The sequence below is a fragment of the Streptomyces sp. NBC_01217 genome (assembly GCF_035994185.1).
Lineage (GTDB): Bacteria > Actinomycetota > Actinomycetes > Streptomycetales > Streptomycetaceae > Streptomyces.
Genome location: NZ_CP108538.1, coordinates 7,768,507 through 7,793,532, shown reverse-complemented (window position 1 = coordinate 7,793,532; position 25,026 = coordinate 7,768,507). Strand labels below are relative to the sequence as shown.

At 71.3% G+C, this 25,026-nt stretch carries 18 protein-coding genes; 8 read left to right on the top strand and 10 right to left on the bottom strand.

Translation table 11 applies throughout. The features are described 5' to 3' along the window. Window positions 1-229: 229 nt before the first annotated feature. From OG507_RS34835 to OG507_RS34805, 7 genes are all read left to right on the top strand, one after another. Window positions 230-1,492 carry a sensor histidine kinase gene (locus tag OG507_RS34835; RefSeq protein WP_327371085.1) on the top strand — a complete coding sequence of 421 codons (1,263 nt, stop codon included), beginning with the start codon at window positions 230-232 and terminating at the stop codon, window positions 1,490-1,492. Window positions 1,493-1,571: 79 nt separating this feature from the next. After that, window positions 1,572-2,180: a response regulator transcription factor gene (locus OG507_RS34830; RefSeq protein ID WP_327371084.1), complete on the top strand. Its 609-nt coding sequence runs from the start codon at window positions 1,572-1,574 to the stop codon at window positions 2,178-2,180. A 190-nt stretch (window positions 2,181-2,370) separates the two neighbouring features. Continuing rightward, window positions 2,371-4,209 carry a 2-oxoacid:acceptor oxidoreductase subunit alpha gene (locus OG507_RS34825; RefSeq protein WP_327372198.1) on the top strand — a complete coding sequence of 613 codons (1,839 nt, stop codon included), beginning with the start codon at window positions 2,371-2,373 and terminating at the stop codon, window positions 4,207-4,209. Continuing rightward, window positions 4,199-5,254, top strand: coding sequence for a 2-oxoacid:ferredoxin oxidoreductase subunit beta (locus tag OG507_RS34820; RefSeq protein ID WP_327371083.1), 1,056 nt, complete (start codon window positions 4,199-4,201; stop codon window positions 5,252-5,254). Before OG507_RS34825 ends, OG507_RS34820 begins: the two co-directional genes overlap by 11 nt. Next, the gene (fdxA, locus tag OG507_RS34815) at window positions 5,251-5,571 is read left to right on the top strand and encodes a ferredoxin (protein WP_327371082.1); all 321 of its coding nucleotides are present in this window, start codon (window positions 5,251-5,253) and stop codon (window positions 5,569-5,571) included. The genes OG507_RS34820 and fdxA overlap by 4 nt, the downstream gene beginning before the upstream one ends. Window positions 5,572-5,727: 156 nt before the next feature. Further along, a complete protein-coding gene (locus OG507_RS34810) occupies window positions 5,728-6,741 on the top strand; it encodes an AfsA-related hotdog domain-containing protein (RefSeq protein ID WP_327371081.1) in 1,014 nt (337 codons plus the stop codon). An 8-nt stretch (window positions 6,742-6,749) separates the two neighbouring features. Beyond that, the gene (locus OG507_RS34805; RefSeq protein WP_327371080.1) at window positions 6,750-9,521 is read left to right on the top strand and encodes an AfsR/SARP family transcriptional regulator; all 2,772 of its coding nucleotides are present in this window, start codon (window positions 6,750-6,752) and stop codon (window positions 9,519-9,521) included. Between the two features lie 25 nt (window positions 9,522-9,546). On the opposite strand, the gene OG507_RS34800 is transcribed toward OG507_RS34805, so the two are convergent. The 10 genes from OG507_RS34800 to OG507_RS34755 all read right to left on the bottom strand — a co-directional run bounded on the left by OG507_RS34800 (window position 9,547) and on the right by OG507_RS34755 (window position 23,400). Next, on the bottom strand, window positions 9,547-10,419 hold the full coding sequence (locus OG507_RS34800) for a 4'-phosphopantetheinyl transferase family protein (RefSeq protein ID WP_327371079.1): 873 nt from the start codon (window positions 10,417-10,419) through the stop codon (window positions 9,547-9,549). Continuing rightward, complete coding sequence (locus tag OG507_RS34795; RefSeq protein ID WP_327371078.1) at window positions 10,325-11,182, bottom strand: 2-oxo acid dehydrogenase subunit E2; 858 nt, start codon at window positions 11,180-11,182, stop codon at window positions 10,325-10,327. Before OG507_RS34795 ends, OG507_RS34800 begins: the two co-directional genes overlap by 95 nt. Further along, window positions 11,179-11,451 (bottom strand): acyl carrier protein, encoded by a 273-nt coding sequence (locus OG507_RS34790; protein ID WP_327371077.1) that lies wholly within the window; start codon window positions 11,449-11,451, stop codon window positions 11,179-11,181. Before OG507_RS34790 ends, OG507_RS34795 begins: the two co-directional genes overlap by 4 nt. Next, window positions 11,448-12,470, bottom strand: a complete 1,023-nt coding sequence (locus tag OG507_RS34785; RefSeq protein ID WP_327371076.1) for a 3-oxoacyl-ACP synthase III family protein — start codon at window positions 12,468-12,470, stop codon at window positions 11,448-11,450. The genes OG507_RS34790 and OG507_RS34785 overlap by 4 nt, the downstream gene beginning before the upstream one ends. After that, window positions 12,467-15,520, bottom strand: coding sequence for a type I polyketide synthase (locus OG507_RS34780; protein ID WP_327371075.1), 3,054 nt, complete (start codon window positions 15,518-15,520; stop codon window positions 12,467-12,469). The genes OG507_RS34785 and OG507_RS34780 overlap by 4 nt, the downstream gene beginning before the upstream one ends. Beyond that, on the bottom strand, window positions 15,520-15,807 hold the full coding sequence (locus tag OG507_RS34775) for an acyl carrier protein (RefSeq protein ID WP_327371074.1): 288 nt from the start codon (window positions 15,805-15,807) through the stop codon (window positions 15,520-15,522). Before OG507_RS34775 ends, OG507_RS34780 begins: the two co-directional genes overlap by 1 nt. 94 nt (window positions 15,808-15,901) lie before the next feature. Further along, complete coding sequence (locus OG507_RS34770) at window positions 15,902-17,662, bottom strand: acyl-CoA dehydrogenase (protein WP_327371073.1); 1,761 nt, start codon at window positions 17,660-17,662, stop codon at window positions 15,902-15,904. Further along, complete coding sequence (locus OG507_RS34765; RefSeq protein ID WP_327371072.1) at window positions 17,656-19,458, bottom strand: acyl-CoA dehydrogenase family protein; 1,803 nt, start codon at window positions 19,456-19,458, stop codon at window positions 17,656-17,658. Before OG507_RS34765 ends, OG507_RS34770 begins: the two co-directional genes overlap by 7 nt. Window position 19,459: 1 nt before the next feature. Further along, window positions 19,460-21,265: a fatty acyl-AMP ligase gene (locus tag OG507_RS34760; protein ID WP_327371071.1), complete on the bottom strand. Its 1,806-nt coding sequence runs from the start codon at window positions 21,263-21,265 to the stop codon at window positions 19,460-19,462. Between the two features lie 200 nt (window positions 21,266-21,465). Further along, window positions 21,466-23,400: an HAD-IIIC family phosphatase gene (locus tag OG507_RS34755; protein WP_327371070.1), complete on the bottom strand. Its 1,935-nt coding sequence runs from the start codon at window positions 23,398-23,400 to the stop codon at window positions 21,466-21,468. A gap of 175 nt (window positions 23,401-23,575) precedes the next feature. Here OG507_RS34755 and OG507_RS34750 point away from each other — a divergent pair, with 175 nt between their 5' ends. Beyond that, window positions 23,576-24,835, top strand: a complete 1,260-nt coding sequence (locus OG507_RS34750) for an FAD-dependent oxidoreductase (protein WP_327371069.1) — start codon at window positions 23,576-23,578, stop codon at window positions 24,833-24,835. Window positions 24,836-25,026: the final 191 nt, after the last annotated feature.

Here is a 25,026-nt window from a genome sequence, read left to right as displayed (position 1 = left end):
TCCGCTTTCGCGGCGCGGGGTGACCGGCTCCCCGGGTGCCGCCCCGGGCTCCATCGGCCGGATCGGATCCGGCGCGACCGCAAACGCTTTCGGGGCGCCCGTATCCCCGACCACCGCGTCCCGGTTCCGCAAATTTGTGCCCACGAGACCCTGATCGCTGCAGAGTCTTCACCGCATTGACTTATCATCCCCGCAGGATGACGCACATGGTTGCGGGGAGACGGCGCAGATGATGGACAGTCACGACCGTTCCGGCAGTGCGGACGAGTCGAGGGCCCGCACACCCGAGGCAGTGGCCCCGCCCACACCCGGCAGCGGCCTTCCCGTCTCCCGGCCGGCACGCACCATCCTCATCACCGCGCTGCTGGGCTACGCGCTCCTCACCGCCATCCGCATCCTGAGCGCCGGAATGTCCCCGACGGCCGAGGCAACCAGCCTGCTCCTCCTCCTGATGATCCTCGCCCTGCAGCTCCTCCACTCCACACCGGGCATCAACCGGGTCCCCCTGTCCCGGAAATGCCTGACCCTCACCCTCCAGGCACTCCTGACCTACCTCCCCATCCTCGTGTTCCAGGCCTACTGGGAAACCATGGCCGGCTACCTGGCCGGCTCACTCGTGCTCCTCCTGCCGGCCCGCGTGGCCTGGCCGCTCTACGCCATCGTGGGCCTCAGCATGCTCATCCCACCACTCCTCGACGGCCGGCCTCTCATCGAGAGCATCCTCTTCTCCCAGACCACACTCCTCGCGGGACTCGTCCTCTACGGAGCCACCCGGCTGACGGAACTGATCACGCACTTACACACCACCCGCGGTGAACTCGCCCGCCAAGCCGTCACCGGAGAACGACTCCGCTTCGCCCGCGACCTCCACGACATCCTCGGCTTCAGCCTCTCCGCCATCACCCTCAAAAGCGAACTCGTCCACCAACTCATCCCCACCCACCCCGACCGCGCCGTGCAGGAGATCAACGAGGTCCTGGTCATCGCCGGCCAGTCCCTCACCGACGTCCGCAAAGCCGCCAGCGGTTACCGCACCATGTCACTCCAGCAGGAGATCAGAGCCGCGCAGACGATGCTCGACGCCGCCGACGTCGACGTACGGGTAAAGGTCGAACACGGCACGCTCTCCCCCCACGTCGAGACCGCACTCGCCACCACGCTGCGCGAAGCCGTCACCAACCTCCTGCGACACAGCAACGCCACACACTGCGGTATCAAAGCCGTCCAACAGGACGGTCTGGTCCGCCTCGTGGTCGAGAACGACGGGGTCGACCCCGCCTACCGCAACCTCGCGCCCCACAGCGGCAACGGACTCGACAACCTCCACGCGCGCATGACCGCCATAGGCGGACGCCTCGAATCAGGCCCCGGAAAAGACGGCACATTCCGCCTCCTCGCCGAAGCACCCGCGAGAAAGACATCGCAAACACCAGGCAAACTGTCCGCGGAACCAGGAGAGATCAGGTTCCCGCCCAATGGATCAGCCGCATGACCGCGCACCCTGCAGCAACGGTACGGACCACGACACCTCGCCATGATTCGGCCCCTCACGGACCGCAGACGGGAGCTCAGTGATACGGATACTGATCGCCGAGGACATGAACATGGTACGCGGCGCCCTGGTCGCTCTGCTGAATCTCCAGGACGATCTCGAAGTGGTCTGCGAGGTCGAACGCGGGGACGAGATCGTCGACATGGCACTCAGGCACCGGCCCGAGGTCGCCATCATCGACATCGATCTGCCCGGTGTCGACGGTCTTTCGGCCGCGACTCAGCTGCGCGAACGTCTCCCCCAGTGCCGCACCCTCATCCTCACCAGCCTCGGCAGGCCCGGCACCCTGCGCCGGGCTCTTGAGGCCCGGGTCTCCGGCTATCTCCTCAAGGACGCCCCGTCCGCCGAACTCGCCTCCGCCGTAAGGCGGGTGGCCGCAGGGCACCGAGCCATCGACCCGGAACTGGCGCTGGCTGCCTGGGGAGAGTTCGAGAGCCCTCTCACCGACCGGGAGGTCCAGGTACTGCGGCTCGCGGCGGAAGGCGCGGAGGCGCGGGAGATCGCCTCCATGCTGCGGTTGTCGGCGGGGACGGTGCGCAACTATCTGACCACGATCGTCACCAAGCTCAACGCACGTAACCGGATCGACGCGATCCGTATCGCCAGGGACGCGCACTGGCTGCCGTGACGGCATCCGCCGGTCGCGGTCAGCAGACTTTGGCCGGTCACAAGGGTCGCTCAATACCGTGCGGCGGCAGGCAGCCAGCTGCGTCGACGGGAAGGAGCGGCCGGTGGCCGTTGACACGACTCATACGAGTGGCACGAGCGCCCCCGGGGACACGGGCGGAACGACTCGTCCGGCCCACGGGGTCCGTCGCCTGGACCGGGTGATCATCCGGTTCGCGGGTGACTCCGGTGACGGTATACAGCTCACGGGTGACCGTTTCACCTCGGAAACGGCGTCCTTCGGCAATGATCTGTCGACCCTGCCGAACTTCCCCGCCGAGATCCGGGCGCCCGCGGGAACCCTGCCGGGTGTGTCCTCCTTCCAGTTGCACTTCGCCGACCACGACATCCTCACCCCCGGCGACGCCCCCGACGTGCTGGTGGCGATGAACCCGGCCGCGCTGAAGGCGAACCTGGCCGATGTGCCGCGCGGCGCGGAGATCATCGTCGACACCGACGAGTTCACCCGGCGCGCGCTGACGAAGGCCGGCTGGGCCACCTCACCGCTGGAGGACAGCTCGCTGGATGCCTACGCGGTGCATCCGGTGCCGCTGACGACACTGACGGTGGAGGCGCTGAAGGACTTCGGTCTGACCCGCAAGGAGGCCGAGCGCAGCAAGAACATGTTCGCGCTGGGGCTGCTGTCGTGGATGTACCACCGGCCGACCGAGGGCACCGAGGCCTTCCTGCGACGGAAGTTCGGCAAGAAGCCGCACATCGCCGAGGCCAACGTCGCCGCGTTCCGGGCCGGCTGGAACTTCGGCGAGACCACCGAGGACTTCGCGGTCTCCTACGAGGTCGCGCCCGCCGCCAAGGCGTTCCCCTCAGGCACGTACCGCAACGTCTCCGGGAACCTGGCGCTGTCCTACGGGCTGATCGCCGCGTCCCGGCAGGCGGACCTGCCGCTCTATCTCGGGTCGTATCCGATCACTCCGGCCTCCGACATCCTCCACGAACTCAGCAAGCACAAGAACTTCGGCGTGCGGACCTTCCAGGCCGAGGACGAGATCGCCGGCATCGGCGCCGCGCTGGGCGCGGCGTTCGGCGGTGCCCTCGCCGTGACCACCACCTCCGGCCCCGGCGTGGCACTGAAGTCCGAGACCATCGGCCTGGCGGTCTCACTGGAACTGCCGCTGCTGGTCGTGAACGTCCAGCGCGGCGGGCCCTCCACCGGCCTGCCCACCAAGACCGAACAGGCAGATCTGCTCCAGGCCATGTACGGCCGCAACGGCGAAGCCCCGGTACCCGTCATCGCCGCGCGGACGCCCGCCGACTGCTTCAACGCCGCCATCGAGGCCGCCCGGATCGCGCTGACCTACCGCACACCGGTCTTCCTGCTCTCCGACGGCTACCTCGCCAACGGCTCCGAGCCCTGGCGCATCCCCACCCTCGACGAACTGCCCGTCCTGCGCACGGAGTTCGCCACCAGCCCGAACCACACCCTGGACGACGGCACCGAAACGTTCTGGCCCTACAAACGCGACCCGCTGACCCTGGCCCGCCCGTGGGCCGTACCCGGCACCCCCGGCCTGGAACACCGCATCGGCGGCATCGAGAAACACAACGGCTCCGGGAACATCTCGTACGACCCGGCCAACCACGACCTCATGGTCCGCACCCGCCAGGCCAAGATCGACCACATCACCGTCCCCGACCTCACCGTCGACGACCCCCACCACGCCAGCACCCTCGTCCTGGGCTGGGGATCCACCTACGGAACCGTCACCGCCGCGGTCCGCAGACTGCGCGCGGCGCACGACACGGTCGCACAGGCCCACCTGCGCCATCTCAACCCGTTCCCCGCCAATCTCGGCGAGGTTCTCGGGCGTTACGGCAAGGTGATCGTCCCCGAGATGAACCTCGGGCAGCTCGCCGCCCTCATCCGCGCCAAGTACCTGGTCGACGTGGTCTCGTACAACCAGGTCGACGGAACGCCGTTCAAGGTCGAGCAGCTCGCCGCCGTTCTCAAGGAGGCCGTCCATGCCCGTTGAGGCACTGCCGCTGGTACCGAAGGCGGAAGTTCCGCTCTCGGTGCGCGACTTCAAGTCCGACCAGGAAGTGCGCTGGTGCCCCGGCTGCGGCGACTACGCGGTCCTCGCCGCCGTACAGGGCTTCATGCCCGAACTCGGCCTGGCGAAGGAGAACATCGTCTTCGTCTCGGGCATCGGCTGCTCCTCCCGCTTCCCGTACTACATGAACACCTACGGGATGCACTCCATCCACGGCCGCGCCCCCGCCATCGCCACCGGCCTGGCCACCTCACGCCGCGACCTGTCCGTCTGGGTCGTCACCGGCGACGGCGACGCCCTCTCCATCGGCGGCAACCACCTCATCCACGCCCTGCGCCGCAACGTCAACCTCAAGATCCTCCTCTTCAACAACCGCATCTACGGCCTCACCAAGGGCCAGTACTCGCCGACGAGCGAGGTCGGCAAAATCACCAAGTCGACACCCATGGGCTCCCTCGACGCCCCCTTCAACCCGGTCTCCCTCACCCTGGGCGCGGAAGCCTCCTTCGTGGCACGCACCATCGACTCCGACCGCAAACACCTCACCGACGTGCTGCGACAGGCCGCCGCCCACCCAGGTACCGCCCTGGTAGAGATCTACCAGAACTGCAACATCTTCAACGACGGCGCCTTCGAGGTCCTCAAGGACCGCCGGCGGGCCGAGGAAGCCGTCGTCCGCCTTGAGCACGGCCGGCAGATCCGCTTCGGCGCCGACCGTTCCCAGGGCGTCGTACGGGACTCGTCGACCGGCGACCTCAAAGCGGTCACGGTCACACCGGAGAACGAGGCACAGATCCTCGTCCATGACGCCCACCGCCCCAACCCCACCACGGCGTTCGCCCTGTCCCGCCTCGCCGACCCCGACACCCTGCACCGCACGCCCATCGGCGTCTTCCGGTCCGTCGCCTTGCCGGTCTACGACGCCCGGATGTCCGACCAGCTCGAAACCGCCGTCGAGCAGCACGGAAAAGGCGACCTCGCCACCCTCCTGACCGGCAACGACACCTGGACCGTGGAGACCACATGACGTACGTCATCGCCCAGCCCTGCGTGGATCTCAGGGACAAGGCCTGCGTCGACGAGTGTCCCGTCGACTGCATCTACGAAGGCCCGCGCAAGATGTACATCAACCCCGACGAATGCGTGGACTGCGGCGCCTGCGAACCCGCGTGCCCGGTCGAGGCGATCTTCTACGAGGACGCCCTGCCCGACGAGTGGTCCGGCTATCTCACCGCCGAACGAGAGGTCTTCGCCGCGACCGGAGCCCCCGGCGGTGCGAGCGGGGCGGAACCACTGACCCAGGACCACCCGATCGTCGAGGGGGAACCGGTCAGAGCGGGCTGAGCGTCCAGGGTGCGGGTGGCGCCGGCCCTCGCACTTCAGTGCGACTTCCCCGGTTCTTCAGCGGAGTCGGGCAACGTGCACCCCGTCAAACGCACGTACCCCGCAACCGCTTCTGCGGGGGCCGCCAGACACCGCAGCAAAGGAATCCCCCACCCCATGGACACCTTTACCGCACCCTCCCCCTCCCCATCCTTCCTCGGCGCGCACCATCTGGTCCACAGGCCGGCCAGCCCCGAGGCCTTTCTGCTCAAGGCGACCGAGCCGATACGGCAGAATTTCGCCTTCTCCGCAGAACTACCGGAGGAACACCCGCTGTTCGGCGGCTCCGTGTCGCGGTACCACGATCTTCTGTTCCCTCTGGAGTCACTGCGCCAGACCATGCTCTTCGCGGCACGCCGGTACTTCAGAGTGCCGGCGAGCCGGCACCCCGTGGTGGCCGCCGGCAGCGCCGAGATCACCCGTCTGGACGCTTGGCGCCGCGGCGACATGCGGGCCGGGATCGCTCTGAAGATCGGCATGACACCCCTCGACATCGTGGGCGGCGTGCCGCGCGGCCTGGAGTGCGAGGCCGCCGTCTCCATCGACGGCGAGCGCTGTGGCACCGCCTCGGCCCGGCTGGTCTTCCTCGCCCAGGGCGTCTACCACAGCCACCGCGAAGCCGGGCGACGGCAGAGCGAGGAGTCCATGGCGACCGGGCACGGTGATCCGGCATTTCCGGGCGTGCCGCTGCCCGAACAGGTGGGGCACCGGGACAGCCGTAACGTCCTGGTCGGGCTGCCCGAGCACACCGGAGCGGACGGCCATGACGAACTGGCCTTCTCCATCGACGCCAGGGCGGCCGCCGAGCTGCGGTTCGAGGCCGACGCACCGGACGACGTGCCGCCGATGCTGTTCCGGGAGGTGTCCCGCCAGGTGGGGCTCCTCGCCGCCGCGGAGCTGCGCGGCTTCGTCCCCTCGCACGCCGTACTGTCCCGATGGCAGGCCTCGTTCCGCAGCCTCGCGGAGCCCGGTCTGCCGCTGCACTGCACGGTGCGAGAGGGAGTGCGCCGCACGGACGGACGGGTGTGCCGGGACGCGGCGGGCCGACCGGTGGTGGAGCTGCGGCTGTCGTTCCTCCAGGGCAGCCGGGTCGTGGCGCGGGTCTCCGCGTCCGTGCTGCAGGACTGCTGAGCCGCGCGATGAGATACCGGGTACTCGGCCCCGTGCACATGACGCCTCGTACACCGTCCGCGGCCAAGCCGCGTGCGGTCCTCGCCACCCTGTTGGTGCAGAGCAACACGGTGGTGTCGACCCATACTCTGATCGACGAACTCTGGGGTGCGCAGCCACCGCGCACGGCCACCACCACCCTCCAGGTGTATGTGTCCCAGCTGCGCAAGGCCCTTCTGGAGGACACCGCCGGGGCCGCTGTGGAGACGGGCACGGTGCAGCCGCTGCTGACCCGGCCCCCCGGCTATCTGATGCGGGTCGCCCCGGAGGAACTGGACCTGGCCGTCTTCGAGGCGCTGCGGGCCGAGGGCCGGGCCGCGTACGGCCGGCGCGAGTACGAGGCCGCCTCGCGGGCGCTGAGCCGCGCGCTCGGGCTGTGGACGGGACCCGCGCTCTCGGGGATACCGCACGGACCATCGCTGGAAGCCTCCGCGATCCGACTGGACGAACTTCGCGCGGAGGTGCTGGAACAGCGGATCTCCGCTGATCTGCGGCTCGGACTGCACCACGAACTGGTCGGTGAGCTGATGGCCCTGGCACACGAACATCCGCTGCGCGAGACGCTGCACTGTGACCTGATGGTGGCGCTCTACCGGTCCGGCCGGCAGTCCGACGCCCTGCAGGTCTACCGCCGGGCTCGGCGCTCACTCGTCGACGAACTGGGGGTGGAGCCCGGGCCGGTGCTGAGCAGACTGCAGGAGCGCATCCTCGCCTCCGACCCCTCGCTGGCCTGGCACGGTGAGCCCGAGCGCCGGCTCGTTCCCGTCGGCGGATCCGACGACCGCCCGGCCGACGGGCCGGGCAACGGGCCGGGCAACGGGTTCGCGGGGTACGGCCGGGATGCGGGGCCCACGGTGTGGCTGCCGCCGGCCGTGGCGGACTTCACCGGCCGCGAGGACCAACTGGCCTTCGGTGAGCGGCTGCTGGCGGGCGATTTGCCCGGTCGGAACAAGGTGCTCGTGCTGTCGGGCCGGGCGGGCGCCGGAAAGACGGCGCTGGCCGTGCGACTCGCCCACGACGCCACCGACCGGTTCCCCGACGGACGAGTCCTGGTGACGATGCGGGACGACGACGGCCGAGCCGTCGAACCGAGGACTGCCATGGCGACTCTGCTGCGACGACTGCGCGGGCCGCAGGCAACGGGACTGGGAGCGGACTCGGGCCCGGGAGCGCTGCCGTCGTCCGAGACGGAACTCGCGGAACTGCTGCACGGACGTACCGAGGGCCGCAGGATGCTCGTCATCCTGGACGATGCCGTCTCGGAGGCACAGGTCCGGCCGGTGCTGTCGGCCGTACCCGACAGCGCGGTGATCCTGACGAGCCGTCATGTGCTCGGCGCGCTGGAGAGCGTGCGGCACCTGACCCTCGACGTGCTCTCCACGCGTGAGGCCGAGGCACTGCTCACGGCGTGCGGCGGCCGGCGGATGCGGGACGACCCGGAGGCGGCGGGAGAGATCGTCCGGCTCTGCGGCCGACTGCCGCTGGCCCTTCGGGTGGCGGCCGCCGGACTCGCGGCCCGCCCGCACTGGACCGCCGCCGGGCTCGCCCAGCGGCTGCGTGACAAGCGGACCCGGCTGGCCACGCTCGCACTGGGCGATCTCGACGTACGCAGCACTCTGCTGACCGCCTACCACGACGTGGACGAGGAGGCCAGGCGCGCCTTCCGGATCCTCGGGCTGGCCGCGCTGCCCGACTTCGCCCCCTGGAGTGGGACCGCACTGCTCGCCACTGACCCGGTGGAGGCCGAGCGGCTCACCGAAGAGCTGGTGCAGGCTCATCTGCTGGAGGCACGGCGGCAGCCGGGGCGGCTGGCACCCGTGCGCTACGGCTTCCACGCGCTGCTGCGCTCGCTGGCCCTTGAGGAGCTCGCCCAGGAGTCCCCGCAGGAAGGCCCCGCGGCCGTGGAACGGCTGTGCCGTGCCTTCCTGACCCTGGCCAGACACGCGGACGCGCAACTGGCGCCCGACAGAGAACGGCTCACGTACGAGGCCGAACCCCTGCCCGCGCTCTCCCCCGAGGAGGTGGTCGGCAATGCGCCGCTGCGGTGGTTCCAGGAGGAGTCCGCGGGCCTGTCGGAGGCTGTGCGGCAGGCCCACGCGGCCGGGTTGTGGAGTCTGTGCTGCTCCTTGGCCTCGGCCACGGCCGGCTACTACGAGGCGGGCGCCCTGTGGGACGAGTGGGAGGCGACGCACGACCTCGCGCTGGACGCGGCCCGGCAGTCCGGTGACGTCCATGCGGAGGCCGTGATCCTGCGCTCCCTCGGCGACCTGGCCTGGCAGCGACACCAGACGTCACTGGCGACCGACCGGTATCGCCTCGCCTGGCACCTGTTCACCCGCCACGGTGACCGGGTGGCAGCGGGCCGCTGTCTGTCCGCCGAGGCGGACGCGTTCCTCGCCATGGGACAGGTCGCGCGGGCCGGACGCGCCTATGCGCGCGCCCTGTCGGTGAGCCGGCTGGTCGACGACGCGCGTGGCTCGGCCGAGTCGCTGCGCGGGCTGGCCCTGGTGGCGCAGCGCGAGGGCCGCAACGAGGAGGCACTCGCCCGCCTGGAGGAGTGCGAGAGCGCCGCGCGCTCCGCCGGCGACCACCGCTGGACCGAGTATACGCGGCGCACGGCGTCCGCCCTCCGCGTGGCACTCGCGTCGGGCCAGTCGCCCGTGGCGTCCTCGGTCCCGCTCGAAGTCCGCCCCGGCGTCTGGCTCCTCCACCCGTCACGACCGGCCCAGCGGGTCGCGTGAGGTCCGCCCGCCCGGTGCCGGGGCGCTACCCCCGGCACCGGGCGGGTGCCTCCTGCTCCTCCTCGCCCAGTGCCGCCAGCAGGGTGTCGACGATTCCCGGGTCCAGTGCCGTGGCCGCCGCCAGGTCCGTCGATCGGCCGAAGCCGGCGTCGCCGACGGCAACGCCGAGGGTGTAGCGGCCGGCGAACGACAAGGTGTGGAAGGCCCACGCGCCGACCGTGCCGGGGGTGCCGTCGGGGCGCAGCACGTCCGTGGGCGCTCGGTCCGGGCTGAAGCCGAAGTCGGTGAAGCGGAACAGCATGCCGAGACCGATGGCCTTGCTGTAGGCCTCCTTCAGGGTCCACAGGCGGAGCATGGCGGGGTTGCGCTCCGCGACCGGCATGGCCTCGATCCGCTCCGCCTCGTACGGGGTGCACATGTGCCGGCCGAGACCGGAGCCGTACAGGACCCGGTCGCTGCACTCGGCGTCCACGCCGATGGCGCCGTCGGTGGCCAGGCCGACCAGCAGCAGGTCATCCGTGTGGCTGAGGCTGATGTGCACACCGTCGTAGCCGCGCAGGCAGGGGCGGCCGGTGAGGCCGTAGCCGAGTTCGACGGACTGGGGCCGTACGCCGAGCGCGGCCGCGGCGGCGAACTTCAGCAGGGCACGGGAGGCGGCGAACCGCGCACGGACCCGCGGCTGCGTCAGCTCCAGGTAACGCTCCCAGTCGTGGCCCAGGAGCGCGCGCAGCCGCGCGCCCGCCCCTTCCGGTCGCCAGTCGTCCTGGCGGGCACAGAGTACCGCGGCCCCGTGCCGGTCCAGGTCAGCGCGTACTCTGCTCCAGTCCGCCGAAGGGCCGGAGACCGCGATCGGCTCCCCGAGGGTCGGGCCCGGGGTCCGGCGCCCAGGTACCGTCATCAAAGCTCTCCATCGTGTGGTGAAGATCGGACAGCACGTCGGCCGCGATCGCGCCGTCGATCACCCGGTGGTCGAAGGTGAGGCCCAGTCGCATCATGGGTGCGGGCACCACGACGCCGTCGCGGACCACCGCACGGTCCACGATGCGGCCCGCGCAGAGAGTCACGGCGGTGCCGCCGGCCGAGTGGAAGCCGTCGACGTTCCGGTGGCCGAGCGAGCTGACCGAGACCGTGCCGAACACGCCTGCGCGCCTGTGCGGATTGCGCAGCGCCGCGGCGAAGGCGGCTCTGCCGAGCGGGACCGGAAGCCGGCCCAGCATCCGTACACCCTTGAACTCGGGCAGTTCCGCGGCCTGTTCGCCCCGGTAGCGGTCGATGCGTTCCTGGATCTCGCGCAGGTTCGCGGCCTCCAGGCCGGGAACGAGCGCCGAGAGCACGGTGCGCTCGCCCTCGACGGGCCGGTCCAGGGCGAGTTTGGCGGTGACGCCGTCGAAGCGGACGATTCTCGGGCGTCGCAGGAGTCCGGGCCAGCCGGGGGCCATGACGGCGTTGGCCTCCGGGTGACGGTCGAGGACCCGCCCTGCGGCGTACAGCAGATAGCCGACGACCGAATAGCGCCGGCCGCTGTCGCGGGCGGCGGCGCGGTGCGCCTGGATGCGCGTCATGTCGATGTCGGTGTCCAGGTGTACGGACCGCTGGGCCGCCGCCCACTCCAGGAAGTACAGAGTGTGGCGGCGGCGGCGTACGGCGGCGGCGGAGCTCACCCGGTCACCGCCAGTTCGTAGATCTCCTTGAGGCTGCGGGCCTCCAGGACCTTGCCGACCGGGACCTTGTGGCCGATGGCGGGTTCCAGGGTGGTGACGAGTTTGAGGAGATACAGCGAGTCCCAGTCGGGGAGTTCGTCGAAGGCGGCGGCCACCTGCTCGGGTGCGAGCGGCATGCCGATCTCGTCGTTGACGAGCCGGACGTAGTCGTCGAGGGTGAAGCCGCCCGCGGCGGGAACGGGCGTGGGGGCGGTGCTGTCGACGCTCATAGCTTCTCCAGGGCGAAGCCGGCCTTGATCCATTTGCTGGACTCGACGGCGACCGCGAGGGCCTTCTGGCCGTCGGACATCGACTCCAGCAACTTCTCGATCTGCAGGAAGGGCAGGGCGTTTCCGTTGTTGCCGGTGTCCGCGACGCAACTGATGTCCTTCGCGGTCGGCACGTCGAGTTCCTCGGTGATGCGACGGGTCATACGGCCGGACAGCTGCGGCGGCAGAAGGTAGTCCAACTGGTCGGCCTCCCACTCGAGTTCACCGAGCATCTCCCAGAGGATCTCGACCGCCATGACGGGCACGGACTCCTCGATGGCCTTGTAGTCCTCGGTGAGGGCCTGCCGGTCGTCGTACCGGTCGGCGAGCCCGAACCACTCGATGACCTGACCGGGCTTGCGGCCCAGCCCTGTGAAGCGGTTGAGGACATGGCGCAGCGCGACGCGCTGTCCGCGCGGCTCGTCGGTGACGACGGCCGCGCCGGCGCCGTCGCCGAACAGGACGTAGTTGACGAGGTCGCCGGGGGCGGCGCCGGACACGTCGCGCTGGAGGTCGAGGTGTTTGCTGCACACGTCGCCGCCGATGACGAGACCGCCGCGGTACTGACCGGAGGCGATCATCGTCCGGGCGACGCCGAGGGCCTGTACGGCGCCGGCACAGCCGGACTGGAGCTGGAAGGTGGGGACCTGGTCCAGGCCGAGCTGGTCGGCGACATGGTTGACGGTGGCGGGCATCAGGGTGTCCGGGGTGGCCGTGCCGAGGACGATGAACTCGATCTCGGACGGGTCGACACCGGGGGCGGCGAGTGCCTTCTCGGCGGCCTGCGCGCACAGGTCGGCGAGCGACCAGCGCACCACGCCGGTGCCGAGGTCCCGGGCGAAGTACCGCGTTCTGGTGCCGATGAAGACCTCGATCCACTCCTCGTTGATGCCGAGCACCTTGGACAGGGTGGCGTTGTCCACCGGGTCACCGGGCAGAGCGGTGCCGATGGAGGCCAGATGGGTCGTCGGAGTGGTCATGCCGTCCTCTCTTCTTCCATGAGCGCCCGGTTCTCCTCGATGCCGCCGGAGCTCACGGGACCGGGCACCGTCGCGCCGAGTTCGCGCAGAAAGGCAATGAGGTCGCCGACGGAGGAGAGCCGGGGCAGCAGGTCCTGGACCGTCAGGGTGCCGATGCCTGCGAGCCGGTCCTCCAGCCGGTTCTTCAGTTCCATGACCATGACGGAGTCGAAGCCGAGATCCTCGTAGAGCCGGTCGTGCGGGCCGATGTCGGCGTCGGTGTAGCCGCCGACCAGCCGGACGGCGCCGAGGACGGCGTCCGCGACCGGGTCCGCCGGGCCGCCGGGCCGGTCCGGAGCGTGGACGGCGGCGGGGACGGTCTCCGGCTGCGAGTGCGCCGCGGGCATCGGGGCGGCCGGCTCGGCGGCCGTTCCCCGGCTCCGCACCGGGTTCTTCGACCAGTAACGGTGTTCCGTCGAGAAGGTGTACGGCGGCAGCGGGTGCGCAACCCGCTCCTCGGGTGCGTACGCGGCGTCCCAGTCGGGGTCGACACCGCCCCGGTACAGCTCGGCAAGGGCCTCGGCGAGGTCCCGGCCGGCGGATTCGGGGCCGCGCACCGGCAGGACGTGCGCCGGGCCCGGGGCGCCGTGGCCGAGGCGGCGCACCATCTGGGAGAGCACCGGCTGGGGTCCTGTCTCCACCAGATGGGTCGGGCCGTCGGCGAGCAGCGCGCCGGCCGCGTCGCCGAACAGCACGGTGGCGCCGATGTGTTCGACCCAGTACGCGGCGTCCATCGCCTCGCTGTCGAGCACCCGTCCGCGCACCGTCGAGTACAGCGGGATCTCGGGCACCGACCCGCCGACCTCTTCGGCGATCTTCGCGAAGCGGTCCAGTACGGGCTCCATCAGCGGTGAGTGGAAGGCGTGCGAGACCTGGAGCGTGCGGGTGGTGACCCCCTCGGCCGCGAGTTCGGCACCGATCTTCTCCAGGGTCTCCAGGTCACCGGAGAGCACCGTGGACGTGGGGCCGTTGACCGCAGCGAGGCCGACCAGGGGTTCCCGCTCGATCCGCGCCGCCAGGTCTTCCCGGGCGGCCCGGGCGGACAGCATGCCGCCGCCCTCGGGGAGTTCCTGCATCAGGGCGCCGCGAGCGGCGATCAGCCGGGCGGCGCCGTCCAGCGGGAGCGCCCGGGCCAGGACGGCGGCGGCGAACTCGCCGACGCTGTGGCCGAGGAGCAGGCCGGGTTGCACGCCGAGTTCCGTCAGGCTCCGGCCGAGGGCGTAGCCGACGGCGAACAGGGCGGGCTGCGTCCACCGGGTGCTGTGCACCGCCTCGTCACCGCCGAGGACCAGGTCGCGCACGGACTTCCCCGTGTGCGGCAGCAGTGCGGCGTCGGCCTCGTCGAGGAAGTGCCGGTACAGCGGCGACTGTTCGTACAGTACGGCGGTCATCCGCGGGTACTGCGAGCCCTGCCCGGTGAACAGGAACGCGGTGCGGGGCCGCCCGTCGGGTCTGCCGGAGAGCCGGGCCAGCAGTTCGGGGTCGGCGGCCGACTCGCGGAGCCTGGCGACGAGTTCGGCGGTGTCGGTGGCGGCGGTCGCGAAGCGGTGGCGGTGGCCGGCCTTGACGCGGTTGCTCGACCTGGCCAGCGGTCCCAGCGATACCCGGCGGGCCGCCGCCGCGTCCGCCTGGGCCAGCAGGTTGCGGCGCAGCGCCTCGGCGTTCGGCGCGGTGAGGGTGAAGACGGCGGCGCCGATCCCGCCCGGCGCGGCGCCGTGCGCCGGTTCGGGGCGCGCCGCGTGGGCGGGCGCGGACTCCAGGACGGCGTGGGCGTTGGTGCCGCCCATGCCGAAGCTGCTGAGACCGGCGACGGTGGGTCCCGCGGGCAGCCGCAGCGGTGCCTTGAGGAGCCGCAGTCCGTGGTCGCGCAGTTTGAGCTGCTTGCTCTCCTTGGCCGCGAAACGGCTTGCGGGGACGGTGCGGTGGTGCAGGGACAGGGCGACCTTGATCAGTCCGGCGATGCCCGCGGCGCCCTCGGTGTGGCCGAGGTTGCCCTTGACCGAGCCGATCGCCATGGGCTTCGCGGCACGTCCCGCGTGGTGGTGGCCGAGGGCCTTGACCTCCATCATGTCGCCGAGAGCGGTGCCGGTGCCGTGCGCCTCGGTGAAGACGACGTCGGAGGGCTCGACGCCGGCCCTGCGGTAGGCGGCGGCGAGCACGTCCTGCTGGGACCAGCGGTTGGGTGCGGTGATGCCGTTGCTGCGGCCGTCCTGGTTGACGGCGGTGCCGCGGATGACGGCGTACACGCGCTGGCCGTCGGCGAGCGCGTCGCGCAGCCTGCGCAGCACGATCACGCCGACGCCCTCGCCGCGGCCGATGCCGTTCGCCTCGGCGCTGAAGGGCTTGCAGCGCCCGTCGGGGGCGGAAAGACCGGCCTGCGTGTAGAAGATCGACAGGGCTGGAGTGAGGGCCACGTTGACGCCGCCGACGAGCGCCGTGTCGCACTCCTCGGCGAGCAGTGCGTTCGCCGCGAGATGCGCGGCGACCAGCGAGGAGGAGCAGGCGGTGTCGACGGCGAGGCTGGGGCCCTTGAGGTCGAGGTGGTACGAGATCCGGTTGGCGGTCATGCAGTAGCCGTTGCCGGAGCCGGCCTGGGCGGTGACGTTGCCGTAGTCGGTGAGGTGCAGTTGCGCCCACTCGTTGCCCATGATGCCGACGAACACCCCGGTCCGGCTGCCGGACAGGGTCCGCGGCGCGATTCCCGCGTCCTCGACGGCGCGCCACGCGGACTGCAGCAGCAGCCGCTGCTGGGGGTCCATGGCGGCCGCCTCGCGCGGCGAGATGGTGAAGAACTCGTTGTCGAAGACGTCCGGGTCGGCGATGAAGCCGCCCTCGGTGGTGTTGGCGTGTCCTTCGTCCCCGGCCGCCGAGTGGAACTCCTTGGCGTCCCACCGCTGCCTGGGCACCTCCCCCACCCCGTCCGCGCCGCGCATCAGCAGGTCCCAGTAGGCGCCGGTGTCGGGCGCCCCCGGGAATCTGCAGTCGATGCCGACGATGGCTATGGGCTCCATCAGGCGCCGCCGTCCTTCGCGTCCCCGGCGGCGAGCTCCTGCATGAGATGGCCGGCGAGCGCGTGGACGGTCGGGTAGTCCCAGGCGGCCGTCGGCTCGATCACGAGGTCGAAGTCGTCCTCGATGTCTCCGCAGAGGCTGAGGGCGGCGACGGAGTCGAGGCCGTACTCGGCGAGGGGCACGTCCGGGTCGATCCCGGCGGGCTGCCGCTTGAGGTACAGGGCGATGCGCTCGGCCAACCACGTGGTCAGAGACTCGGTGGTGGGTCCGGTGGTCGGAACGGACATGGTGCACTCCTCGCTGGGGTGAGCGGTTGTCGCGTGCTGTCGTCGGGGGCCGTCGCGGACACGCCGTGGTCCGTGGGCGGCCGGCCGGTGTGCGTCAGCCGGCGAGCGGGGTGTCGTACAGGTCGTAGCTGGTGCGCGTGTGGAATCTGCGCAGTACTTCCTCGTGCATCCGGGCGTCCACCGAGGCCGGGAGCTCGGCGGGCCGCCGGCCGAGGCGCCGGACGAGCCGGTGCAGTGCGGCGGCGAGCCAGGCGGGGTCGGCGAGGAACGCGTCGCCGCCGTCGCGTGACGCCTGCTGCCACACGCCGATGGCCGAGGCGGCCGCGAGCAGGACGGCGTAGCGGTCGGCGAGGGCGAAGGTGGCGGGGCCGGCGAGGGCCGTACGGTCCCCGGGTGCGAGCGCGCGGCTCGCCTCCTGGACCTGCCGCAGCTCGTCCACCAGTTGGAGTGCGAGCATTTGGACGGCCCGTTCCTCGGGCGAGACGCCGGGCAGCCGGTCCACGGCGGCGACCAGGGTGGCGCTGAGGCCGTCGCGTCCGCTCGCCAGGGTGAGCCGGTCGTAGGGAAGGCCGGGCAGGTCCGTGCGCGGCTGGAAGAGCTCGGCGGGTGCCGGTTCGTCGCTGAACCAGGAGCGCCGGGCGAGCCGGGACAGCTGGGGGATGATCGTGGCCTGGCAGGCCGCGGAGCCGGCGTGGCCGAGGCTGAGCACCGGCATGTCGCGCAGGTGTTTCTGGAAGATGCCGTGTTCGCCGTCGCGGATGTAGAAGCGGGCCCCGAGCACGATGGACAGCTCGTGCATGGCGTCGGTGAGCACCTTCGGGACGAGGTACTTGGTGGCGGCGGCGAACACGCTGGTCTGCTCGGGGAGCAGGTGCACCGCCCGGGTCGCGGCCAGGGAGAGGCTGTCGCAGGTCAGCAGGTCGGCGAAGGCCCCGGAGAGGGTGCCCCTGGCGTGCGGGATCTCCATGACGGACTTGCGGTAGAGCTGCCGGCCGAGCGCGAAGCGTACGACGGTCCGCAGGGCGGTGTCGGTGGTGCCGACCGCCATGCCGGGGAGCGCGGACCGGGTGATCTGGAAGGCGCGCAGGGCGGTTTCGACCCCCTTGCCCTCCTCGCCGACGAGGGCCGAGGCGCGCACGGGGGTGTCGTCGAACCGGAGTCCGGACAGCAGGCAGCCGCGCACGCCGACGGCGTCGTAGCGGGGCAGCACCTGCCAGGAGCCGGTGTCGAGCCCGTCGCGCTCGACGAGAAGCACCGAGTGGCTGCGGCTGCCCGGTGCGGGACTGGTGCGGCCGAACAGGACCCAGGCGTCCGCGCGTTCGGCGTTGTTGATGACCTGCTTGGCGCCGTTCAGCAGATAACCGCCGCCCTCCGTGGGGCGGGCCTCGAACTCGTTGCGCACGAAGTCGTTGCCGTGCGCGAGTTCGTGGTAGGCGACCGAGACCTTGCCGCCGCGGTTGAGGATCTTCGCGAGGCGTGCGCGCTGCGCGGTGTCTCCGGAGGTCCAGACGTTGACGGCGGCCATGAAGGAGGTCACGCCGTAGCCGAGGCCGAGGGCGACGTCGCGGCGGAACACCTGCCGCATGACCCGGACCAGGGTGTCGAGCCGCTCCAGGCGGCCGCCCTCGGCGCGCGGCACGAAGTCGGCGCCCAGGCTCAGTTCGTCGAGGGCGCGCTCGCCGGGCTTGGAGAGTTCACCGGCCTCGTCCGCTTCGAGCAGCCGGGCGTAGGACAGTTCGTTGCTCTCGTCGGTGGGGTCGCCGAGCCGCCGGTCCAGTTCGGCGACGCGGGCCGCGGCCCGCGACTCCTGTCCGGGCGCCCGCACGGCGGCCTGGGCCTCTGTGCCGATCAGCATGACGTCCTCTCACTCTCACCGGCGGCCGCGCCGGGTGTCGCGGGCTGCCGCTCGGGGACCCGCTGCGGCAGCAGCGAGAACAGCCGGCCCGAGGAGCGGGCCGCCCGCAGCGCGCCGAGCAGTTCTTCGTACGTCCCCTCGCCGGCCGCCGGTGCTTCGCCGAGGCGGACCAGCAGCCGGTCCAGGGCGGTGTGCAGCCACCGGCCGTCGCGCCACAACTCCCCTGTGTACGGGTCGCCCTGGACGTGATCGGTGCTGCGCGTCCACAGGCCGAGGCAGGCCGCTCCCGCCCAGCACAGGGTGTAGCGGCGCGCGACCTCGAAGGCGGCGGGCGGGACCTCGGTGAGGACGCCCTGGTACTCCTCCATCTCGGCGTGCACCGCGGTGGTGACGGCGAGCAGCCGCCGCGCGGCCCCGGCCACCGGAGCGAGCGCGGGGTTCGTCTCCGCGCGCCGGGTGATCTCGTCGACGGAGCCGGCGAGGCCCGCCATGAGTCCGCTGCCGTGCCGGGCGACCAGCGTCAGCCGCGCGGGGTCCAGGGGCGGCAGCGGTGCGGCGAGGTCGCAGGCGGCGTCGGCCCCCGCCGTGTCGCCGGTGCCGCGCCGGAAGCCGCGTACCAGTGAACGGAACTGGTTGACCAGGGAGTTGAGGTTGACCAGGGTGTTGCCGTCGAAGAGTCCCACGATGCGGTGGTCGCGTACGACCTTCTGGAACCGGCCGTCGGCGTGGACGTCCTTGAGGAAGGCGCGGGCGCCGAGCAGCCCGGTCAGGTCGGCGAGGACCTGGTCGGTGCCGGTGGGCAGCAGGTACTTGGTGACGGCGGAGGCGACGCCGAGTTCGGCGGTCTGGGTCTGTACGGCGCGGGCGGCGACCAGGGCGACCGCCTCGTGCAGCAGGACGTCGGCGGCGGCGCCGGCCAGCACGTGGCGGGCCTGCGGGAGGTCGATCAGCCGCCGGCCGTACAGTTCGCGCTCCTCGGCGAAGTCCAGGCCGAGCCGCAGTCCGTGGTCGCCGGCGCCGAGCGACAGTGCCGCGCACATGGTGCGGGTGAGCTGGAGCGCCTTCAGCACGATCTCCAGGCCTGCGCCCTCGGCACCGACGAGGGCGCCTTGCGGCACCCGGGCCCCGTCGAAGGCGATGCCGGAGATGTCGGCGCCGCGGATGCCGTGGGTGCGGATCTTCGGGAGGTGGCGGTAGGTGTCCTCGTCGAGTTCGCGCTTGTCCACGAGAAGGACGCTGAAGCCGCGCGGGCCGCCGTCCGGGCGGGTGCGGGTCAGCAGGGACAGCACCGAGCCCCGGGTGGCGTTGTTGATCAGCCACTTCTCGCCGCTGACCAGCCAGTGGCCGTCGGCGTCCGGCGCCGTGTCGTCGGTGCGCACGTCACCGGCGAGCAGGTCGCTGCCGTGGGCGCGTTCGGTGAGCCCGAGGGAGACCGGGACCCCGGCCATGATGTCGGCGCCGAGCCGGGCGCCCTGCTCCGCGGAGCCCGCCACCCATACGCAGACCCCGCCGAGATAGGTCTTGCCGTGGCCGATGGCGCAGGTCAGATCGCGGCGGGCGACGGCGCGGACGAGCTGGAGCACCTGCTCGTAGTCGCGCAGCCTGCCGCCGTGCTCGACCGGTACGTACTGGTCGGGCAGGCCCCACTCCTGGAAGCGGCGGCAGATGTCGGCGGGGAACTCCTCCTTGTCGTCGAGTTCCGAGCAGTGCGCGTAGGAGAAGAGCTCGCCGGGGTCGTTGGGGTCACCGAGGAAGCGGTCGAACTCTTCCGCGAGCCGGTAGGGCAGGTGTTCCACGTCAGACCACCGATTCCAGGGACTCGGCGGCGCCGGTGGTGTCGCCGGCCCCGGCGGAAGTGATCAGTTCGCGGACGGCCGGCTCCAGGACCTCGTACAGCGCGGTGATCTGGCCCTCCAGGAACAGTTTGCGCATCAGGGTCCGCTGGATCTTGCCGCTGGTGGTCTTGCGGACGGTTCCGGGGCGCACCAGCAGGACGTTGCCGGCGGGGATGCTGAACTCCTTGCTGATGAAGCTCTGGACGCCGGAGGCGAGGGTGTGCAGGTCGGTGGAGACGCTGTGGGGGCGGACCTCCTGGACTGCCACCAGGTGCTCGCGGTCGGTCTCGACGGCGAAGACGGCGCCCGCGCCGGTACCGAAGACCTCGTCGCTGGCCTGGACGGCGCGTTCGACGTCCTGCGGGTAGAGGTTGCGGCCCGCCAGGATCACCATCTCCTTGAGCCGGCCGGTGACGTAGAGCTCTCCGTCCTGGAGTACACCCAGGTCGCCGGTGCGCAGCCAGCCGCCGCCGTCGTGTCCGCCCTTGCCGTCGCAGATCGCCGCGTCGAAGACCTCCTGGTTGGTCTGCGGCCGCTTCCAGTAGCCGGAGGCAACGCTGTCGCCCTTGAGCCAGATCTCGCCGACGTGTCCCCCCGGCTTCGCGACGTGGGTCTCCGGGCCGACGATGCGGACGTCGAAGTCCCGCGCGATCCCGCTGCTGACGAGGGAGCGGGTGGGTTCGTCCGCACGCGGGCCGGCCAGTTCTCCGCGTTCCAGTGCCTCGGCGTCGACGTCGAGCACGCGGGGGCCTGCGGTGCGCGGGATACCGGAGACCAGCAGGGTCGTCTCGGCCATGCCGTAGCAGGGGAAAAGGGTCTCGGGGCGGAATCCCGCGGGCGCGAAGCGCTCGGTGAAGGCACGGACCGTCTCGGCCCTGACCGGCTCGGCGCCGTTGCAGGCGGTCGTCCAGGAGGACAGGTCGAGCGTCTCCAGCTGCGCGTCGGTGACCCTGCGCACGCACAGGTCGTACGCGAAGTTGGGGCCGCCGCCGGTCGTGACTCCGTAGTCACCCATCATCTTCAGCCAGCGGTAGGGGCGCTTGAGGAAGGTGAAGGGTGCCATCAGGACGGCGGGGATGCCGAGGTAGAGCGGGTGGAGGATGTGCCCGATCAGGCCCATGTCGTGGTAGAAGGGCAGCCAGCCGCCGCACACGGTCTCCGGGCCGGTGCCGATCGACCGCTGGATCGCCGCCTCGTTGGCGAGCAGGTTGCGGTGCGAGACCACGACGCCCTTGGGGTCGCTCGTCGAGCCGGAGGTGTACTGCAGGAAGGCCAGGCTCTCAGGAGTGGGGGAGGGCGCGTGCCAGGCTCCCGCGTCGCCCTGGGCCGGATCGTCGGTGGCCAGGCACGGCACGTCGGAGAAGCCCTCCGCGGCCAGCCAGGCGGAGATCGCGGGGGCGTTGGCCGAGTCGGTGAGCACGGCGCACGCCTCGGCGTCGCGCAGAATGCCGAAGACCCGGGCGAAGTGCTGGCCCTGCTCGGTGGGCAGCGGTGCGGGGACGGCCACGGCACCGGCGTACAGGCAGGCGGTGAACGCCTTGATGAAGTCCAGGCCCGGCGGGTAGAGCAGGAGGACCTGGCGGTTCGCGGCTCCGTACTCCTGGAGCCATGATGCGATTCTGCGCGCCTCCCGATCGAGCCCGGCGGACGTGAGGTGCTGCGGCACCGAGCCACGGGCATCGTCGGGCAGGAAGATGAAGGCATCCGCGGCGCTGCGGGCTTCGGTGCGCTCCAGAACCAGTTCCGTGAAGGTTCGGAAGTTCGTCAACGTCTTTCTCCGACCTCTCCGAGTTCCGCTGGCGTGGCGCCGGCACGGGTTGTTCTGACTTCACGATCGTCGTCCGGGGCGCTAAGGAGACGCTTGTGCGTTCCCGGCACCCGGTGGGGCGGGGCAGCCCCGTGGACAGCACCGAGGTCCGCTGTCCGTCCTGGAGGGGCGGGGGGCTGCACCTGAGGGTGCGGCTCGGGTCATCCGGTGCCGCTGCGGATGGCCGCGTCGAGGGTCACATGCCCGGGTACTTCGGGCAGTCGGGTGAGCGGGTGCCTGAACTCGATCGTGCCGTCCGCCGATTCGGCGGCGTGCTCGAAGCCGAGCGACGGGTAGAACTCGCGCACCTTGTGGTTCTTGGCGGTGGGCCGGTAGCTCGCGCGAACCTCGGCCGCGCCCGAGTCCGTGGCCCACTCCAGCAGCGCGGCGATCGTGGCCTGCTCGATACCGCGGGCGAAGACCCGGCAGCTGAGCAGCATGTTGTCGATGCGCAGGGCCTCGTCCTCCCGGTACGCGAAGAGGGCGCCGACGACCCCGTTGTCGCCGAAGCGGTCGCGGGAGCGTACGGCCAGCACCAAGTGGCCGGGCGAGTCGCGCCGTTCACGGACATCGGGCGGCTGGAGCCGGCGGGTGGTGAGGTTGAACTGGTTGGTGCGCAGGGTGATCTGGGCGACCCGGACCACCTCGTGCTCGCGTACCGGGGAGACCTCGACGGTCACGTCGAGGTCGCGCAGGTACTCCTCCATCGAGCCGGTGACCCGCTGGAGGTCCTGCCGTTCCGCCTCCTGGCGGTACTGTCCGGCGCGGCCCCGGTCCTCGGTGGTCAGTTCCCGCACGTCGAACCAGCCGTCGGCGAGCAGCCGGTCGATGTGCAACGCCGGTTCCTCGTCGAGTCCGATCACGGCGATCTCGGGGAGCGCGGAGGCGACGAGGCCGCGCTCGAAGGGCGAGTCGTCGGCGAAGACGAAGCTGTCGGTACCGAGATTGAGCCGAGCGGCGATGTCCCGGATGTTGCCGTCCTTGGGTTCCCAGTCGGCACTGATCCGGACGAAGTCGGCCTCGTGCAGGGTCATGTCGGGGTGGTTGCGGAGCACGTCCAGCACCGGCTCGCGGTCGTTCTTGCTGCACACCGCGAGCAGCACGCCCTGGCCGCCGATCTGCTTGACCACCCGCTGGAACCGGCCGAAGGCCTCACCGCGGTAGGTGGTGGCGGCAGCGATGCCGTCGGGTCCGTCGTCGCCGAGGATGCCGTCCCAGAGGGTGTTGTCGAGGTCCAGGACGAGGACCTTCTTGGCCCGGCCGCGCAGCGTCCGCAGCAGATGGCCCGCCTCACGCGCGTACCGGGCGAGCACCTCCTCCCCCAGGTGCACCTTGGCGTACGCTGCGAGCCGCGGGTCGCGGACCGGGCCGCCCGCGGCGACCAGCGGCTCCAGGTCGACGACGTGCAGCCGCGGGTGCGCGGCGGCGAGTCGCAGCAGACCGACGTTGAACTCCCGCCAGATGACGGAGAGTTCGGTGCGGGACCGGTGATCGACCAGCTGCTGCATGTGCTGGGGCAGCAGCGGCAGGGTGTTGAGTACGAGCGTCCCGGTGCCGTGTTCGTCGTAGCGGGTGGCGAGCCCGTCGAGGAGGTCGAGTTTGCCGGTGGCGGTCCGGGCGACGTCCTCCGTCCCCCAGGGCAGCGGCAGTTCGTCGAAGACGATCTGGGCGTCGAGAAGGCAGAGGGCGAGTTCGGTGCCGGGGGCGTACAGGTCACTGCCGGTGTCCTGGAGGTCGCGCAGCCACGAGTCGTGATCGCCGATGCGTACGCGCAGCGGGATGCCGTGGCGGGCGAGTTCCGCGGTGAGCGGTCCGGTCAGCCCGTCGACGGTGCCGTGTCCCGTGACAGCGACGGTGGCGGGTACGACGCCGGGGTGGCGCTGCGCGATGTCCTCGGGAGCGACCTTGGCGAGCAGCCGGCCCGCGCGGGACAGCTGGGCGAGCCCGTCGTCCGGCTGCGCGAGTTCGGCGAGCAGTCCGGGCACCACCGGGTACTCGGCGGCGAGCCGTTGCTCGCCGTACAACGCGCGCAGCCGGTCGAGGGGGCCGGCGGGGCCGGTGCGCTCCGGGTCGGACGTCGTCACTGCTGTGCTCACGGTCGGTTCGCCTCTCTGCGGGGGCGGGCGGGCGCTTGGGAGCTTGAGCCCGGCCCCTAAAGACGGGCTTGCGCCCGGGTGCGCGGCCCGCCGTGCGGGCCGCCCGCAAGGGCTGCTTTAGGCGGGCTGCGGACCATCGGTGGAGGATGACTCCTTCTGAAAGGCAGCACTGACGATGACAACTGAGCTGACGGCAGAAGTGTGTGTGGTCGGAGGAGGCCCGGCGGGACTCACGCTGGCCGTCGAGCTCGCCAAGCGTTCGGTCTCGGTCGTGGTCCTGGAACAAAGCGGTCACTTCGACCGGTCGTTCCGGGGCGAGTCGGTCTCTCCCGACTCGGTGTGGCTGCTCGACCGGCTGGGGGTCCTCGGCCGACTGGACGGTGCCTACCAGCAGATGCACAGGATGGAGATCGTCGACTCCGGCAGCACGGTGCTGCGCGCCGACTTCCGCCGCTTCCCTTACCCGCATCCCTATCCGGTGGAGATGCCCCAGCCTGCGCTGCTCTCGGCCCTGGCGGGTCTCGGGCAGGAGGAGCACCCGGAGCACTTCACCCTGGTGCGCCGGGCGACGGCCACCCGTCTGCTGCGCGCGGGCGGCGAGAGCGGTCCGGTCACGGGGGTGACGGCGCGCACCCCGGAGGGGGAGCTGACCGTGCGCGCGGCGCTCACGGTGGCGGCGGACGGCCGGTTCAGCAAGGTCCGTGAGATGTCGGGCCTGCCGTACACGAAGCTGCCGCTGGACCGTGACGTGGTATGGCTGAAGCTGCCGTTCCCGCCCGGGTGGGACGATCGTACGTATCGCATCCGGATCCGCGGCGACCAGCACGGGCTGTTCATCCCGACCCACCCGGACAGTGTGCGCGTCGGTTTCAACATCCCCAAGGGCGGGCTGAAGGAACTGCGCGCCCAGGGTCTGCCCGCGCTGTACGAGCGGCTGGACCGGCTCGCTCCCGAGCTGGCCGGGTCGGTGCGCAGTGAGATCCGCTCCTGGTCCGACACCTCGATGCTGGACATCTTCACGACGCTGGTGCCGCGCTGGTCCATGCCGGGCCTGGTCCTGATCGGCGACGCGGCACACACGCTGACGCCGATCCTCGGGCAGGGCGTCAATCACGCGATCATCGACGCGGTGACGCTGGCCCCGCTGGTGCGTGACGCCGTCGACGCGGGCGGGGACGAGGCGGCGCTGCTGCGGGCGGGAGCGGAATTCCAGCGGGCGCGGGAGGGATCGGTCGCCACGTCACGCGGTCTGCAGCTGCGGCAGGAGCGGCTGTTCGCCCTGCACGGCGTCGGCGGTGTCGTCCGCCGCTCGCTGTACCGGGTGGTCGACCGGAGCCAGAAGCTGAAGGAGCGGGTACTGGGGGGCGCGTACTTCCAGCTGCAGAAGCCGGGGCCGCACGTCGTGGAGGCGCAGTCCCCCGCCACCCGGGTGTGACCGGTGTGTCCGCGGACCGGTGCGGGTCGGCGGACGGCACGAGGCCCCGGCCCGCACGGGAACGTGCGGGCCGGGGCCTTTGTCCTGCGCGACCCGCCGGGGCCGGCCGCTGTAGCGGGCAAGCGCGGTTGTACCGGACCGGCCGGTCGCGCCGCTGCCGGCCGTCAACCGGTGACGGCCGGCGGGCGTTC